The 13,968-nt window shown below is 64.0% G+C and carries 13 protein-coding genes; 5 read left to right on the forward strand and 8 right to left on the reverse strand.

Translation table 11 applies throughout. From position 1 onward, the window contains the following. Positions 1-24 precede the first annotated feature (24 nt). The 7 genes from BLU77_RS16675 to BLU77_RS16705 all read right to left on the reverse strand — a co-directional run bounded on the left by BLU77_RS16675 (position 25) and on the right by BLU77_RS16705 (position 9,556). Entirely contained in the window at positions 25-1,404 is a 1,380-nt protein-coding gene (locus tag BLU77_RS16675) for a glycoside hydrolase family 27 protein (protein ID WP_139177816.1), read from the reverse strand. Between the two features lie 540 nt (positions 1,405-1,944). Further along, positions 1,945-3,543, reverse strand: coding sequence for a sulfatase family protein (locus BLU77_RS16680; protein WP_217632487.1), 1,599 nt, complete (start codon positions 3,541-3,543; stop codon positions 1,945-1,947). An 11-nt stretch (positions 3,544-3,554) separates the two neighbouring features. Beyond that, entirely contained in the window at positions 3,555-4,427 is an 873-nt protein-coding gene (locus tag BLU77_RS16685) for a carbohydrate ABC transporter permease (RefSeq protein ID WP_217632488.1), read from the reverse strand. Between the two features lie 42 nt (positions 4,428-4,469). Continuing rightward, positions 4,470-5,345 (reverse strand): carbohydrate ABC transporter permease, encoded by an 876-nt coding sequence (locus BLU77_RS16690; RefSeq protein WP_175477171.1) that lies wholly within the window; start codon positions 5,343-5,345, stop codon positions 4,470-4,472. Positions 5,346-5,406: 61 nt separating this feature from the next. After that, positions 5,407-6,801, reverse strand: a complete 1,395-nt coding sequence (locus tag BLU77_RS16695) for an ABC transporter substrate-binding protein (protein ID WP_175477172.1) — start codon at positions 6,799-6,801, stop codon at positions 5,407-5,409. A 774-nt stretch (positions 6,802-7,575) separates the two neighbouring features. After that, a complete protein-coding gene (locus BLU77_RS16700) occupies positions 7,576-7,776 on the reverse strand; it encodes a hypothetical protein (RefSeq protein ID WP_139177817.1) in 201 nt (66 codons plus the stop codon). Positions 7,777-8,101: 325 nt separating this feature from the next. After that, a complete protein-coding gene (locus tag BLU77_RS16705; protein WP_281242114.1) occupies positions 8,102-9,556 on the reverse strand; it encodes a sulfatase family protein in 1,455 nt (484 codons plus the stop codon). A 534-nt stretch (positions 9,557-10,090) separates the two neighbouring features. On the opposite strand from BLU77_RS16705, the gene BLU77_RS16710 reads away from it, so the two are divergent. The 5 genes from BLU77_RS16710 to BLU77_RS16730 all read left to right on the forward strand — a co-directional run bounded on the left by BLU77_RS16710 (position 10,091) and on the right by BLU77_RS16730 (position 13,033). Beyond that, the gene (locus tag BLU77_RS16710; protein ID WP_175477173.1) at positions 10,091-10,912 is read left to right on the forward strand and encodes an IclR family transcriptional regulator; all 822 of its coding nucleotides are present in this window, start codon (positions 10,091-10,093) and stop codon (positions 10,910-10,912) included. Positions 10,913-11,035: 123 nt separating this feature from the next. Beyond that, a complete protein-coding gene (locus BLU77_RS16715) occupies positions 11,036-11,527 on the forward strand; it encodes an inorganic diphosphatase (protein WP_089774176.1) in 492 nt (163 codons plus the stop codon). A 128-nt stretch (positions 11,528-11,655) separates the two neighbouring features. After that, a complete protein-coding gene (locus BLU77_RS16720; RefSeq protein ID WP_089774177.1) occupies positions 11,656-12,117 on the forward strand; it encodes an SRPBCC domain-containing protein in 462 nt (153 codons plus the stop codon). Next, the gene (locus BLU77_RS16725; RefSeq protein WP_089774178.1) at positions 12,114-12,455 is read left to right on the forward strand and encodes an ArsR/SmtB family transcription factor; all 342 of its coding nucleotides are present in this window, start codon (positions 12,114-12,116) and stop codon (positions 12,453-12,455) included. Before BLU77_RS16720 ends, BLU77_RS16725 begins: the two co-directional genes overlap by 4 nt. 14 nt (positions 12,456-12,469) lie before the next feature. Continuing rightward, a complete protein-coding gene (locus tag BLU77_RS16730) occupies positions 12,470-13,033 on the forward strand; it encodes a TIGR03086 family metal-binding protein (protein ID WP_089774179.1) in 564 nt (187 codons plus the stop codon). A gap of 22 nt (positions 13,034-13,055) precedes the next feature. Here BLU77_RS16730 and BLU77_RS16735 read toward each other — a convergent pair whose 3' ends face one another. Continuing rightward, entirely contained in the window at positions 13,056-13,967 is a 912-nt protein-coding gene (locus tag BLU77_RS16735; RefSeq protein WP_245708914.1) for a class I SAM-dependent methyltransferase, read from the reverse strand. Position 13,968 lies beyond the last annotated feature (1 nt).

A 13,968-nucleotide genomic window follows, 5' to 3' on the forward strand; every position in this document is an offset into this window, starting at 1 on the left:
GTTTCAGAGCCGGGCGGATACGCCTCATGGGCCGGGTGTGTATCGCAGGAACCAGACCCCGTCGGGCGGGAGTTCGGTGGTGAGGTCGTCACCGATTGGCTGGGTGCCGAGATCTTGTGCGGCCCAGACGTCATAGAGATGCACCGTGGATCCCGGGACATTCAGGTGGTGCAGCGAGGTGGCCACGGTCGTGGCTTCTTCGCTGCGGTTGAAAAATCCGACCCAGCCCGATCCTGATTCGGCTGCGTTCGGTGCTAGCCATGCCTCGACCTCGTCCCGCTCCCACGCCAGATGACCAACCACCCCATTCTGGTTGCACGCCAACACGTCAGCGTCGGTGATCAGTGCTAGATCGAACGGATCGGACGTGGGAAGGTCGCCGCCCATGAACAACGGTGAGGCGGCCAGTGCGCGCATGGTGATGAAGGTCCGCCGTTGGTCGCGTGTGAGCGAGCAGTCTCTCTCCAGCCCTCGTCCCTGGAGAGCTACGTCGTTGACTACGGGTGCTTGTGCGGGGGTGCGAACCTTGAGTCGGCCGAACGGGATCATGTCCAGATCTGGCCAGAACCCCGGGCCGCCTCGGTCCTGCCACTGTTTCCAGGCGTCGAAAGCGATGTCGAGGTCGTCGCGTTCGTCCCAGATGTCACGGGTGGTGCGCAGCAGGTTCGCGTGGCGCTGGTAGGTGTCGACCAGGTCGGGGTCAGTGTCCTGGCCCGGGGACAGGCTCAACACGATGGGCCGGTCGCACCTGGCGATGGCCGTGGAGACCGCCTCAATCTCGGCTGGAAATGCGGTGATGTCGTCAGCCTTGATGTAGTCGACCCCCCACGAAGCCAGGAGAGCAATCCATCCGTCGTAGTATTCCTGGGCGCCTGGCTTGGACATGTCGATGCCGTAGTTGGTGTCCCACCACCGGCAGACGTCGCTGGTGTCGGCGATGTCAGCGGCGCGGTGCTCGGTGCCCTCGATCGGGAGGTTGAGCTCGACCGCCTTGCGCGGGATTCCACGCATGATGTGGATCCCAAACTTCAGGCCGTACGCGTGTGTGCGCTCGATCAGCGGCTGCATCCCGTGAGGGAAGTATGTCGTGGCAGGCAGGTATCGCCCGAACTTGTCAAGGCGGCAGTCCTGCGCCTTCCGCCGCTGTGGCCGTTTGGTTCCGGGGACTAGGTCACGTTCCTCGAACCATCCGCCGTCGACCACGAAGTACTCGTAGCCATGAGGTTGCAGGATTCTTGCCATGTGGTCCAGGTTGACCATCGCGGCTTCCTCGTCGAGATACACCACGTAGCTGTCGAAGCTGTTCCACCCCATCGGCGGCCTGGGGCACGGAGCTTTGGCATCGAGCCGTGGACCAGTGCCGGAAGCCGGCGTGGCTCGGGACCCAACAACTGCGTCGGTCATGATCAACGGTGATCCTTACCTGTAGCGATCCGAACTATATTCGCATATAGGAACTCGTTTACCCTAGAACGGGGAGTCTGTGAGCGTCAAGACCAGAGTTGACTCATCTGAAGTCTCCGCTTGTGGGGTGCCCTTGCCTCAGGTGAGGACCTCCGCGTGAGCACGACGGCGGATGGAACTGACGATGAGTCAACGCAAGACTGTGACGAAGAAAAGGCACTGGCCTACCGGAGAGTTGACCGGGCCGGGAAGACCCGGGTCCTGTACGAGCTGGTTGACCTGACCGGCTGACACCGGGACTACACGCGCGCCGCACGACGAGATGCGCTGGTGGTCACACCCAGATCAGGCTCCCCGCGACCCGCACTTATGCCGGAAAACTCACATTTTGCGACGTTATGCCCGTCGATTCGGAGATCCATGCACAGCGTCATTCTCCCTCACTTCGACGGGTCAACTCGTTCGAGGTCGTGTCAGCCCTGAAGCGCGTGGAACCGTGGACACAGTCCCTCTTTCGCACACGTCAAGATGGCTACGATGTCACGCACCGCTGATTCTGGGTCCCGGGAGCGGGTCGCTCCAAGCTAGTTGGTCGACGAGTTCCGTGGTCAGGTCAGATCTCACCTGAGCGTAATCGTGATCGTTCCAGAGGTTCGTGGTCTCGTTCGGATCCGATTCGAGGTCGAACAAAATCCCTTCGGTGTACCCCGCATACTGGACCAGTTTGTGGCGGCGGCTGACCACAGTGCGCATGCGGGTCATGGTTCCCGGGGTCCAGTCCTCGTCGAACTCCACCAGTGCTGGTTGGTCGGGTAGCGTCTCGGTGCCTTCCAGGTGCGGACGCAGGGATCGTCCTGGCAGGCCGGGCCAGTCACTTCGGGCGCCCTCACGATTGTTGAAGGCGTCGCAACCAACTCCGGTGTAGTCCAGGATGGTCGGCACGAGGTCGAGGTGGCTGGTGATTGCTGGGTCTGGTCCTCGCGCGGTCCCGTGCGGGGTGCGCCAGATGAAGGGGACACGGAGCAGGTCTTCGTAGGGCCAGACGCTTTTGCTCAACAGGTGATGGGCCCCCAGGTATTCTCCGTGGTCGCTGAGGAACACGATGATGGTGTTGTCATACTTGCCGCCCTGCCGCAGGGTGTGGAGGACGCGGCCAATGCAGTCGTCGATGTGGCTGATCATTCCGTAGGTCTGGGCCACGATTTCTCTCAGTTCGGCTTGGTCGAACTGGGTGAAGTGTGCGACTTCGGTCCGTCGCCGCGCGAGCCATCGCACCGGATCCGCCGGGTCATTCCAGGTGGGGCTGAGGGTGATCGAAGCGGGATCGTAGCGTTCGCTGTATGGTCTGGTCGCTGCGAACGGGAGGTGGGGATCCGGGAACGAGCACGACAGGAAGAAGGGCTCGTCGTCCTCGACCGTGCTCAAGAAGTCGCACGCACGGGAGGCAATCCAGTCGTTGTAGTGCAGCCCGGCGGGGACCTCGAGACGATAGCCCAGGCCGGTCGCGGCGTAGGCCCGCTCTGGGGAGTACAGCTCGCGCACTCCTGGGTGTTCACGATCCAGCCAGTTCGCATAGTCGCCGAAGACACCGCGGCCGTGACCGCCAACGAAGTCGGTGGTCTGATAGCCGTAGTAGCCGGCCGGAAGCCCGGTGATCTCGCCACTGTCCCACGCTGCCCTCGACTCCCACGAATGAGCATCGACATCGGCGGGCAGGCCGAAGGGCTGATGATGCAGCTTCCCGACCGCATGAGTGCGATACCCCGACTCGGCCAGCACTCCCGGCATCGTGGTGGTCTGCTCATCAAGGACCATGCCGTTGGAGATACAGCCGTGCTGGCGTGGTGTGCGGCCGGTGATCAAAGTTGCCCGGGACGGCATGCAGACGGGATTGTTGCAGTAGGCACGTTGGAAGCTGTGGCCGGCGTCGGCCAGGGCGTCGAGGTTCGGCGTTTCTACGTCGGGGTTGCCGTTGCAGGCCAGGGATGCAGCACCCATCTGGTCAACAGCGAAGACCACCACGTTCGGCCGCGGGCCAGGCTGCGCAGGCTGGGTAGGATCGGCTGGTGGCATGAATGGACCCTTCTTTGCTCGGTGTTGATCACGAATGGTGCGAGATTGATCTGGTGCGTCGGCCACGCTGGTCGATCTCAGCCGCGGACGGCGCCGGTCATGCCTTCAATGAAATAACGCTGCAAGAACAAGAACACGATCACAATCGGGAGCAGGCTGATGGTGGATGCTGCGGTCATGCCCGTCCAGTCGGTCATGTTCTCGCCTTGGAACGAGTACACCCCGACAGCGAGGGTACGAGCATCAGGATTGGACAAGGTCAGCACCAACGGGATCAAGAAGCTGTTCCACGACCGCATCAACGTGAGAATGACTGCGGTGGCGACGACGGGTTTAGTCAACGGCAACATGATCGTAAAGAACTGGCGGACAAACCCTGCACCATCGATCTGAGCGGCTTCCTCAATCTCGTTCGGGATCTGTCGAAAGTATCCGGCGAACAGCAGGATGATCATCACGTGGGCACCACCGGACTCGGCCAGTACCACCCCCCACAACGATCCGCCCAACCCGAGGTTGTTGATCAGATCGAACAACGGAATGATGGTGTAGCCCTCCGGGACCAGCACGGTCGCGATGAACGCTGCGATCACAATCTTCTTGCCGGGGAAGGTGTAGCGACCCAGCACGTATCCGATCATCGACGAGGTTGCGACCACGATGAAGATCGTGGCCACGGTGACGAACACGGTGTTGCCAAAGTATCGGCCGATGTCGACCTGGTACCAGGCTCGCTGCCAGTTCTCCCAGTGAAACGACTCCGGGATCAAGCTGGTGCTGCCAAACATCTCACTGTTGGACTTGAACGAGCTGGTCACCATCCACACGAACGGATAGACCCACGTCAACGCCACCGGAACCATCAACACATACGGCCAGATCGCCAGGATCCTGTGCTTGTACGATTTCCGTAGCCGCGGCGCCGGGTCGGTACCGGGCGATTCGTGCACGCGATCCTCCACCTCGGTGCCAGGTCCCACAACTGTCATGAGTTACTGCCCTCCCATCGCTGCACGCAACGACCGCATCCGCCGCACACCCCACAACTGCAACAACGCGACCAGCAACACCGACACCCCAAACACCACCGCCACAGCCGAGGCGTACCCGAACCGGGCTTCCAGCCCAGCGTCCGGCGCAAACGCGATCCGGAAGATGTACAGCTCCACCAGCTCCGTAGCCAGGTTCGGCCCGCCCCGAGTCATGGTCTGCACCAACGGAAACGTTTGCAGCGCGCTCGCGAACGTCAGCAACGAGATCAACAACGCAAACGGGACGATCAACGGCATCGTGATGGTCAGATGGCTCCGCAGACCTGAAGCGCCGTCGATCCAGCTCGCCTCATACAACTCCCGCGGCACCGTTTGCAACGCGACCAACCAGAACACCATCGTGATACCCAGGCCCTTCCACACCCAGACCCCGGCCACCGACCACAACGCCAGGTCAGGATTGCCCAAGAAGTTGACGGGCTGCTCCAGCAACCCGATCCCGGTCAGGATCTGGTTCAGCGGGCCATCGAACGGGTTCAACAACAACACCGCTACCGCACCCATCACCGCTGCGGTGGTCACCACCGGCAGGAAGATCATGGTGCGAAACACTGCTCGCAATCGCATCGCCGCGTTGTTCAGGACGATCGCTATGAACAACGCCAACACCAACTTGAACAACGATGCAACGATCGCGAACTGGAACGTGCGACCCATCGCAGCCCAGAAGTACTCGTCCCGCACGACCTCGACGTAGTTGGCCCACCCCACAAAGGTCGGGTCCCCGACCCCGGACCACTCCTGGGCCGACAACACCCATGACGCAACCGTGGGATAGAACGTGAACAACACGCTCAACACCAACGACGGCGCCATGAATACATAACACCACCGCGCACGCCACAGTTTCGTCGCAAGCCCAGAGCTCTGTTGCAGGTCAGAGAGCGTCATAGTCTGCGCTGGTGTAGTCCTCGGTCGGATCAAAGTTAGGGAAGATCCACTCGTCCCGTGAGATCTCCGCACCTTTTGCCGTTGCCGCTGCGATAGCGTCGTCCAACGCCCGGTCGTAACCGTCGCCCAGATCCTGCAGCGCCTGACCCACATCAGACACGTCACCGACCATGATCGCCTCCAGTACCTGCGGGGTGCGCATCCTCGGTTCCTCCAGCTCCTCGAAGACCATGAGCGCGTCAGTGTTGCGGACCTGAACATACGGCGGAAGGACGACCTGCTCGTGCTCCGCCATCGCACGCGCGCGGGGACCCGTGACAACGGCTGCGAGAGCCTCCCGCGCCTCGGGGAACAAGGAAGGAAAGGTCACTCCCTTGACCTGTGCACTGGCGATCTGACCCTCCAAGCCACCCATGTAGGAGTAGATGTCGCCGATCACCTCGGGATTGGCGGTCTCGGCGTTCACCCAGTAGCCGCCCTGAGGATCCCTCGCGAGGGTCGGAGGCGAGTCCACAGATGGCCGCGGCGGTCCCGACACCCCGAACTCGAAATCGGGGCTGTCGTTCTGCCACCCTTCGATCATCCAGCCACCATCGATGATCATGCCAACACTCCCGGTCACCACGCGGGGCGGCGCCTCCTGTGCAGTCATCGACACCGACCCCGGCAACAAGCTGCCATCCGCCTGCATCGCCAGAATCAGCTCGACAGCTTCCCGATATTCGTCACTGCTCGCAATGTGTCGGCCGGTCTGGGTGTCGATGTCCCCCGGTCCGCCCACCCCGGCGGTTTGAGTGAGCCGTCGCACATTGTTCGTCATCCGTACGCCCGGCAGTGCGAATCCATAGAACTCCCCATCACCGACCTCGGTGATCTTCTTGGCCGCGTCCCGAAACTCATCCCACGTCGGCGTTTCACTCAGTTCCACCTCGGCCCGCTCGAGGATCGAGGTGTTGCTCAGCAGGAACGTCGCCTGAAGCTTTCGGGTGGAGAGAGGGACGGAATAAGTCTTGCCATCAAACAGATGTGCGCCGGGAACGAAGATGCCCTCGGGGAACTGAGCCTTCCATTCGTCGAAGTTCGGGATGATGTCGTCAAGCGGCCGAACCCAACCCGACGCGACCGCATCCGGCACCAATCCACCAGACATCAGGAACATGTCGTGAGCGGTCCCATTCCGGACCGCCAATGGCAAAATCTCCCTGATCCTGGGATGCGGCGCACCCTCATACTCGATGGTGACATTGGGATGCTTCTCCTCGTATGCACCCCCGAACGCAGCCCAGAAGGCCGGATGGCTGTCCGGCGTTCCCAGAACCCGTAGCTCCACATCACCGGTCGGTAGCTCCCCCGCCGGATCCGGAATCTCGAACTGCCCCACCTCAGTAGACGGAGCAGCACCCTCCGGATCACACCCGGTCAACCCCAATGCCCCCGCTGCTGAAGCAGCCGCTGCTCCAGCCAGAAGGTGGCGTCGGCTCACACTGCGGCCCCGCAAGCTCTGTGAGATTCCATTCATGACGGCCTCCATTGGCGGTCGATGCTTCCCAGTTGGCACCAATTGATGCAGGTCCCCGGCTCACTCGGCAGGACCGCTCAGATGTTCACTATTACGAACCATGTTCGCTCCGGACATTACCCATCGGAAATGGAGCGTGTCAAGGCGCCCCGATCGGGCATGGAAGACCGTGCCGGTGGTATCTGCGTCGCGGAAGGTCACCGCGCGGCGCATGGCGGTTTCGACCAGATCGGTGCGCAAGTTGTCGGCGAAGGTGTCCCCGATGATCCGGTGCGAGCCCCGTCACGCACAGCGCACAGGTACAACTAGCCCTGACCGGTGGCCAGGTAGGTGATATCGGAGGTCCACACCGCTTTCAACTCACCTCGGTCGCACGGCGTCCGACCGAGTCCGGAATCGCGTGCGTGGCAGCATCCTGGCGGTACTTCGGGGTGTCGATCTTCCTCTTCGCACCCCTGAGGCATCCTCTCCTGCCAGGGGCGAACCTGGCGATCAGGATGTCCACTCAACGGGGCCAGACTCAATTCCAACCAGCCGGTTGACAGCCGCGGGTTGACCGCCTCAGTGTCGTCCACGACCGGCTTCACGTTGTCCGGGACCAGCACCCAGAACACGCCGCCGCCTCACAACCGGCGATCATCCGTGACGGGCTGGGCATAGGTCAGCCACACGCGAGTAGATCAGGGCGTGCATCTTCCACTGCCGCCCGGCGTCGCCATCGTTGACGCGGACGGCGGCTCTCCCTGGCCCGGTAGCCGCTCCGCGCGGGGTCGCGAAGCGGTGCAGCGTCCGGTACAGCACGACACCCTGCCGGGCCAGCAGCTCCTCGATCTTCACGATCGACAACCCCGCCCGATCCCATGGTCATGGCAGGCAACACTTGCGCATTGCCCGGTGCTTGGCTGAGCTGATCGGTGAGCATGCTGGCGCGTGCGGGGACACGCAGCAGGGTGCTTCGAGACAGCCCCACAGGTCGTCGAATGCGGGCGAGTCGACTTCCTCATTGCCGTAGCAGTCGAGGCCGCACCAGCGATGCTGGTCACCGAAGACCACGAGTAGGTCGGGTCGGGTCGGCATCCGACTGCTTGAACGTGACGGGCGGATGATCAGATCGCCCGCTGGTGTGCGGCTGCGTCTGTATATCCCGGCCGCAGGGCGGCAGTCACAACGGCGCCCAGGTTCCCGCCCGGTAACTGCGCCAGGAATGCGCGTCACTGCCGGTGTACCGGTAGGTCTCGAAGGTGTCGCCGTCACCGAGGATCCGGGGGTCGCGCGTACTGACGAGCGTGTGCTCCAGTTCCTGCCGCAACGACTTCTTCGTCGCCTGATGGCCGGGGTCCTCCGCGAGGTTGTGCAGGCAGGAGGGGTCGCGGTCGATCCGATAGAGCTCCTCGGCGGGGCGTTTGGCGAACGCCAGGTTGAAGTAGCGGTCGGTTTCGTTCTGGTAGTGCTGTTCGAGCACCAGGGACTTCGTTGGAGAGGCGTCGACGTTGGTGAACCCGGTCTCAGGGTTGCCGGCCGGCCACCGTTCGGGATGGAAGTTGCACACATAGAGGTACTCGGGAGTGCGTATGCATCGCACCGGATACCCGAGGTCGTCTTCGCGACCGAGGTCGTGGCGCTCCCGGCCCATGTAGACCCGGTCGCGGTCGGGGTCGATCACACCTGAGGATGTCGATCGGAGGACGTCGGTGAGGGGATTCCCTTCCATCTGCTCACCTGGACTGAGACCGGCGGCGTGGAGCAGTGTGGGTGCGAGGTCGATAAAGCTGACCAGGTCTTCGACCGTGCGTCCACCCGGAACTTCGCGCGGCCAGCTGATCGCGAGAGGGAGCCGGAAGTCCTCCTCGTACATCTGCCCCTTGACGCGTGGAAACGGCATCCCGTTGTCCGAAGTAACGATCACCAGAGTGTTCTCGAGCTCACCGGTGCGATCCAGAAGATCGAGCATCTGGCCCAAGTGCTGGTCGAACCACTCGACTTCGTAGGCATAGTCGAGCAGGTCGTTGCGTACGACTTCGTGGTCGGGCAAGTACGGGGGCACTGTGACGTCAGCGGGATCCTTCCCGGCGCGCATGCCTTCGCCCTCGACGTAGGACCGGTGCGGCTCGTGACCTCCGTACCAGAAATAGAACGGGGCGCCGTCAGGGCGATCGTTGAGGAATGCCTCGAAGTTTCCGGCGTAGTCGATGGGCCGGATCCCCGTCTTCTCCGGCGGTGTCAACCTCGCGTCGTTGTACTCGGGTCCGGCAGGGTTCCGGGAACAGCCACCGGCTCGCCAGTCACCCGGGCCCCATCCCTTCCCCGTGTACCCGACGTGATATCCCGCATCATCCAGAAGGTCGGGGAACACCGCGAACTTCGATGGGAAGATCCCGAAGTGGTTGCACGCCTCCTCGAGCTGCCACGAGTGCCTGCCGGTCAGGATGCTCGCTCGAGATGGAGCGCACTTGGGGTTCGACGTGAAGGCGTTCATGAAGAGAACACCCTGCTCCGCTACCCGATCGAAGTTCGGGGTGTGCACGAACGAATGACCGTACGCACTCATGTGGGAAGCATCGTCAGCGATGGCGAACAAGATGTTGGGTGCCTGCACGGTTCGTGGTCGTCCCTTCATCGAAAGAGGAGGTGGTCGACTGGCGATCGGCGTGAACGATGTTCACTATAGCGAAATTCGAGGCAGTTGTGTCGTTGGTCGATTCTCCGTCGACCGTGCACACGGAAGATCGCGACATCGATCAGAACGATCAACCGACTGGCCTCAGCCTCAACCCGCAACACTGCATCGAAGTTGCCTGCCGGATCCGCCGGTACGCCCTCGGGCGAGAAGCAGGGCCCAGGGACGGATCCGGCAAACGTGGTGATGTTCGTCGGACCAGATGAGCGCGGCATCGCTTCATTGCAACGGCACCGACGAGGTCGTCGCCCCAATATCGACGCCTTGACCCGGGCCAGATGCAACGGTCGATCGGGCCTACTGCAGCAACCTGTGTGCATTGCCTGCTCGCGCGAGCTTAATCACCGGCGTGGCGCCTCGCCAGCACGGATGCGCGGGATTTGGACACATATCCGCTCTGCCGTTTCGGCGGCCAGAGTTCGTTATGATGAACTTGAGTCGGAAAGACAGGCAGGCGCGAACGAGGGAGCCGTGATGGAACGCACCGGACGAACCAACCACAGCGTGGATCGATCGCTTGCTGCCGTGCAGCTGGTCGCCAGGGCGGGGCGGTCCATGCGTTTCGTGGATCTGCAACGGCGTCTGGATGTGCCGAAGGGTACCCTGCACAATCTCCTGGGGTCCTTGGTCGCAGCGGGGTTCCTGGAGCGCGATTCGGACGGCTACACGATCGGCATCGGCGCGTTCGAGGTGGGGGCGGCCTTCCATCGACACCGGTCGATCCATGATGTGGCTGGTGTCGTGCTCGATCGACTCGTCGAGACCTTCAATGAGACCGTGCACTTTGGCGCCCTCCGCGATGGTGATGTGATCTATGTCGATCGACGGGACTGCACGCATGAGGTGCGCTATGTTGCGCACCTTGGCGACCGGAAGCCCGCCTACGGCACTGGTCTCGGCAAGGCGATGCTGGCCACCTTGAGCGATGAGCAGATCGTCAGCCTGTATCCTGAGGAGCTCCCGACGGTCACGAGCCGCACCATTCGGACGCGGGATGCGCTGCTTCATCAATTGGCGGCCGCCCGTCGGCGAGGGTATGCGATTGAGGACGAGGAGTCGACGCCAGGTGCGCGGTGTATCGGGGTCGCGATTACCACGGACTTGGGATTGTACGGGATTAGCATCACCGTTCCCGTCCAACGATGCACGCTGGAGCAGCTCGAGGAGCATCTCGGTGACCTTCAGGAGGCTGCTCGAGAGATCGGCTCGAAGCTGTCGGCTGTCGAATGGCTGAACGGACCAGGTGCGCGCGAACTGAGCCCTCGTGCGGCCGCCACGGACCCGGGAGGGGCGTAGCGGGGGCGGTATGGGGCTAGGTCCCGGGGAAGATATGCCACGTGGGTGAACTACGTTGCTGCGCAGCGGCAACTGGCGTCCGAATCCCCGGAATCGCCGACCTGCCGTGGTTACGGTGCAGAGATGACCAATGAGAAGCGGGCACAAGAACATCGAGCAGGTCGCTGCGTGGTGGTGGTGGAGATCCCCCGCGGCAGCCGGAACAAGTACGAGGCCGACGATGGAGGGGTCATCTGGTTCGACCGTCGCCTTGGCGGACCGGCCGGTTTTCCCGGTGACTACGGGTACGTGATCGGGGCCGACGGCGAGGACGGGGACGCGCTCGACGCGCTCGTGCTCATCGACGAGGGAACCTTTCCCGGGGTGCACATGCGCTGTCGGGTGATCGGCGGGATGTCACTGCAGGTCGGGGACATCGCCGAGACCAAGCTGCTCGTGGTGCCCGAGGCCGATCACCATTCCGACCACCTGACGGACATCGACGATCTGCCGGAGGCGGCGGTCGAGGAGCTCGAGGCGTTCTTCCACGCCTACCGGATGCTGGAGTCCAAGGACGTCGCGGTGCTGGACCGGCTGGACCGACAGGCGGCTATCGCGGTGCTCACCGGAACGTGACCGCACCCCTCTCCAGCGGTGGGTCTGTGGGGGCGATCGCCGCGATGATCACGATGTGCAACTAAGGGTTGCGCATCGCGCGGTGCGCCGCTATCGTGACCTGCAACCAAATGTTGCAGGAGGAAACCATGGAGCTCGGCACCATCGAACGTGAGCTGTACATCGAGGCAGCGCCGGAGATCGTCTTCGACGTGGTGAGCAAACCTGAGCACGTCCAGCAGTGGTGGCCCGACGAGGCCCGCTACGAGGCAGTGGTGGGGGCCGAGGGGGAGATCCTCTTCGGTGACCCGGACGGCGAGGGCAAGGTCGTGGCGCTCACCGTCGTCGAGGTGGAACCACCGACTCGGTTCTCGTTCCGCTGGACACACGCCGCCGACGAGGTGGCTGCAACGGGAAACTCGCTGCTGGTGACCATCGACCTCGTGCCGCAGGGGGCAGGAACACTGCTGCGGTTCAGCGAGACCGGCTTCCGGGAGAGGGGCTGGGAGGCGGCCGTGCTGGAGGAGTGGTACCGCGACCACTCGCGCGGATGGGACCACTTCCTGCCGCGGATCGCGCCCTACGTCGCCACCCTCGTGGAGCAGCCGTGACCGCAGTCGTGAACGACGAGCTGTGGTCGGCGATCGGCGATCCGACGAGGCGGCGGATGCTCGACCTGCTGCTCGCGGGCACGGCCGAGACGGCGAGCTCGCTCAGCGAGCATCTGCCGGTCACCCGGCAGGCGATCGCCAAGCATCTGGCCGTGCTCGACCGCGCCGGACTCGTGCACGGCGCCACCAGCGGTCGGGAGAAGCGCTACCGGGTCGATGACGACCAACTTGCCCGCGCCGTCGCCCAGCTCGCCGCGGTTGGCGATGCCTGGGATGCCCGGCTGCACCGGGTCAAGCGGATTGCTGAGCAGATTCAGCAGGCCCAGAACGACCAGTGACGAGGAGAGAACAGATGACCACCACAGAACCAGCCACGACCGAGCGCCTTGCCCTGTTCGAGCAGGCTGCCGACTATGCCCTCGCGACGATCGGTGCGATCTCCGACGGCGACCTGGACCGTCCCACACCGTGCGACCCCTGGGACGTGCGCGCGGTGGTGCTGCACCTGGCCGACGTCGCCGACGCCGTCATCGACCTCACCCGCACCGGTGAGCTCGCCCTGCCGACGCCACGGTCAGCCGGCACACCTGATCCCGTCGCTGTGGCCCGGGAGCGGATCGATGCACTGCGCGAGACCTTGACCACCATGGCTGCCAGCGGACAGCAGGAGGACCTGCTCCTCGGCGCCGCCCAGGGCGGCGCGAACGAGCTCGCCGCCCACGGGTGGGACATCGCCGTGGCGCTGGAGGCGGGCCGGCCCGTCCCGGAAGACACAGCGAGCGGGCTGCTTGCCCTGATCGAGGGCCGCCTCGACGAGACAGCGCGTGGGACGAACTTCGGCCCGGCCGTCCCGGTCGCTGCGACGGCGAGCGCGAGCGACCGGTTCGTCGCCTACCTCGGCCGCCGCCCGTCGTGAGGGATGCTGTCCGTACAGCGCACTATCCCTGCGCGGGCTTGCGCGCCACCACCGACCACGCCACCGGCAGCTGCTCCCGCCAGGGCATCGGCAGCACGAAGCCGTCCTCGCCGGGCACCATCACCGGCAGGGCCTGCCACGGCAGGGACTCGTGCTCGGCCACTGCCACCAGGTGCAGACCGGCATCCAGCAGCGCCTGCAGGGTCTGGGAGACCGGGTGTGGCCATTCGTAGTTGCGGGCCGCCTTGATCTGGCTGTAGTCGCCGTCAGTGTAGGTCATTCCGTCGGAGTAGGTGAACGCGCGGCCCAGCGGCAGCGGCCAGTAGCGGTTGCCGAGCCGGACGTCGTCGCGCACCAGATCGTTCATCGCTGCCAGGGCCGGGTGCTGGTCCCGGAAGAAGAACGTGCCACCCGGGCGTAGCAGTGCCGCGATGGTGCGTGCCCAGCCGTCGAGATCCTGCACCCAGCAGATCGTCCCGATCGAGGTGTGCACGTGGTCGAACGTGCCCCCGACGGCGGAGCTCGCCTCGCTCACTTCGCTCTCCACCCAGCGTGCGTCGATCTCGCACCGCTGGGCCAGGTCACGTGCGACGGCCAGCGATCCGGGGGAGAGGTCCACGCCGGTCACCCGCGCCCCGAGGCGTGCCATGGACACGGTGTCGGTGCCGATGTGGCACTGCAGGTGGCACACGTCCAGCCCGTCCAGAGGCGCGTCGTCGTCGATCCGGGTGCCGCCCAGGTGCGGGGCGAGGAGGGCCATGTCGGTGCGGATCACCGACGAGATGCGGGTCGGATCGGCCACCAGGCCCTCGACGTCATAGGCAGCGCTGGTCGCGTGCACGGCTGCGCGACCGTCCCAGTTCGCCCGGTTCGCGGCGTAGGCGTGTGCGGTGCTGGTGCTGGTCTCGACCAACGGGTCAGTGGGCATGCTCATG

The organism is Ruania alba (genome assembly GCF_900105765.1).
GTDB lineage: Bacteria > Actinomycetota > Actinomycetes > Actinomycetales > Beutenbergiaceae > Ruania > Ruania alba.

Excerpts from the sequence above, each read along its gene's own strand:
- BLU77_RS16675 (WP_139177816.1), bottom strand. The coding sequence starts at position 1,404 with ATGACCGACGCAGTTGTTGGGTCCCGAGCCACGCCGGCTTCCGGCACT.
- BLU77_RS16690 (WP_175477171.1), bottom strand. The coding sequence starts at position 5,345 with ATGGCGCCGTCGTTGGTGTTGAGCGTGTTGTTCACGTTCTATCCCACG.
- BLU77_RS16705 (WP_281242114.1), bottom strand. The coding sequence starts at position 9,556 with ATGAAGGGACGACCACGAACCGTGCAGGCACCCAACATCTTGTTCGCC.
- BLU77_RS16710 (WP_175477173.1), top strand. The coding sequence starts at position 10,091 with ATGGAACGCACCGGACGAACCAACCACAGCGTGGATCGATCGCTTGCT.
- BLU77_RS16715 (WP_089774176.1), top strand. The coding sequence starts at position 11,036 with ATGACCAATGAGAAGCGGGCACAAGAACATCGAGCAGGTCGCTGCGTG.
- BLU77_RS16720 (WP_089774177.1), top strand. The coding sequence starts at position 11,656 with ATGGAGCTCGGCACCATCGAACGTGAGCTGTACATCGAGGCAGCGCCG.
- BLU77_RS16730 (WP_089774179.1), top strand. The coding sequence starts at position 12,470 with ATGACCACCACAGAACCAGCCACGACCGAGCGCCTTGCCCTGTTCGAG.
- BLU77_RS16735 (WP_245708914.1), bottom strand. The coding sequence starts at position 13,967 with ATGAGCATGCCCACTGACCCGTTGGTCGAGACCAGCACCAGCACCGCA.